This is a genomic window from Streptacidiphilus pinicola (assembly GCF_003258295.1).
Lineage (GTDB): Bacteria > Actinomycetota > Actinomycetes > Streptomycetales > Streptomycetaceae > Streptacidiphilus > Streptacidiphilus pinicola.
Window position 1 is genome coordinate 1 of the sequence record NZ_QKYN01000227.1, and the last position, 2,042, is coordinate 2,042.

At 69.5% G+C, this 2,042-nt stretch carries 1 protein-coding gene; it reads right to left on the bottom strand.

Annotated features, from left to right (window positions below; all coding sequences use genetic code 11):
- Positions 1 to 628: 628 nt before the first annotated feature.
- A complete protein-coding gene (locus tag DN069_RS37910; protein ID WP_111507797.1) occupies positions 629 to 1,822 on the bottom strand; it encodes an alpha/beta hydrolase family protein in 1,194 nt (397 codons plus the stop codon).
- Positions 1,823 to 2,042: the final 220 nt, after the last annotated feature.

Genomic DNA, 2,042 nt, shown 5'->3' on the forward strand with positions numbered 1-2,042 from the left:
CCGCGACAGCTAGCCGCTGAGAGGGTCGACGTCGTTCGCCAGCGGGCCGCCGTCAGAACTCGGCCGCCACCCTGCGGGCGCACCACTTCCGTCGGTGGAACCACCCGGCGGAACAGTTCCCACAATTCGTCAGGCACCAGACGCTCAGCAAGGCTCGCCATGTCCTCTGAACGAGCGCCACGACCAACAGAAACGATGTCTAACGCTTCACCCTGGCGCCCGAGCAAACAGCTCACCAACATCCGCAAGATCTACGGCCCGAGAAGGAAGCCTTGGGGGTCCTCGCCATTCAGATTGAAGGCGTCGGCACCGACGGCTGACGCCACCAGTACCGCCCTTGAAGGGGAAGGCCACACTCCTTTCCCGCCAAGGCGGCGAAGCGCAAGCGGTGCCGGCCCGCGCGGGCCCGCCGTCGCATAGACGGGCTGCCGCCCACCGACCGACGGTCGTCGGTGTCAGCCAGGGCCCGGCCCGGAGCGGTTCATCGGGGCGTAGTTCGAGGCCGGCGAGATGCAGCGCGGTCACCGTGATCGCGTAGTACGAGTGGCGGTGATCAGGACGGTCGAACCCGGCGGCCGAAGGTCGCCGGGTCCTGGTGATGCCTCATTTGCTTCGTGGGGAATTGCGCCTACGGCTGTGGTTGCTGGAAGCGAACTTCGGGGTTGTCGCTCGACGGACCGTCGAGTAGCGGTTCGGGCCGCTCCTTCAGTTGCCGGTCGAAGAAGGCGGTGACGTACTCCCGTGTGAGTTGCTCCGCGCGTGGTGCGGCGATCAGTATCCCGGGAAGTGGGTAGCCGGCCTGGGCGGCGAGGTCGGCCAGATCGGTGAAACTGACATGCGCGGCGCCGGTGATGGTGAGCCAGCGCTTCCAGCCGGTCAGGTCTGTCCATGCGTGGCCCCAGGAGGGGTCGGGTCCGCTGGGCGTGTGGGTCTCGGAGCCCATGAGCAGGAACGGGCGGCTGCCCACGCCGCCGGCCGCGGGCTGCACATCGAACTGCCCGTCCAGGTCCACTCCGGCGCGCACGCGGGCGTCGGCGGCCATCGTGGTGGCAGCGCTCGCGCCGCCTGCGGAGTGTCCGGCGATGCCGATCCGGCCGTGGTCGATCATCTTGGCGTACCGCCAGTGGCTGGGGTGCGCGGTCAGCTGGTCGAGGACGAAGGAGAGATCCGCTGCCCGACTTTCCTCCAGGGCCGCGAAGCCGCCGGGAATGTTCTGGCAGACGACACAGCTGCGGATCTGCCCGTCGGGGAACACCGTTCCGGAGTCCTCGTAGGTGTGGTTGACCAGAGCGACCACGTACCCGTGGCTGGCCAGCTCTACCGCCAGGCCGGTCAGCGTCTGGCGTGGCATCGTGAAGCCGGGGGAGAGCAGCACCAGAGGGAACCGGCCGCCCGCCGGTGCGGCATCGGCAAAGGCCCACGTGCGGGTACCGGCCAGCCGCTCGGGTGGAAGAGGCACCCCCGGTGCCTTCAGCTGCAGCAGCAGGCGTGCCTCGTCGGTCGTCATGTAGGGGGCGGGCGTGCCGGTGCCGGGCCGGGCCGGGTAGTAGATCGAGACCATCAATCGGCGCGGACCGGCCGCGGGCACCCACGGGTCCAGTCGGTCCGCGTCGACCAGCTGGACGACGTCGGCCCCTACGGCGTGAGGGCCGGTCGGCCGGGGCAGTGCCAGCTGGGCGCCGGCCACCCCAGAGGAGGGGTCGGCCGCCGCGGTGGACGACCTGGGGGCGGCGGCTGCCACGCCCCCCACGGTGATCGGCAGCGCCAAGCTGAGCGCCAGCACGGCGGCCGCTGCTCCTGCGGTACGGCGGGATCTGCTCATGGCCAGAACGCTAGGCAGGGTGCCGAAGTCTGACATCGGCTCAGAGGCGGAGAGGGGCAGGGCCTCCTCCTTAGACATCGTTTCTGTTGGTCGTGGCGCTCGTTCAGAGGACATGGCGAGCCTTGCTGAGCGTCTGGTGCCTGACGAATTGTGGGAACTGTTCCGCCGGGTGGTTCCACCGACGGAAGTGGTGCGCCCGCAGGGTGGCGGCCGACGTCGT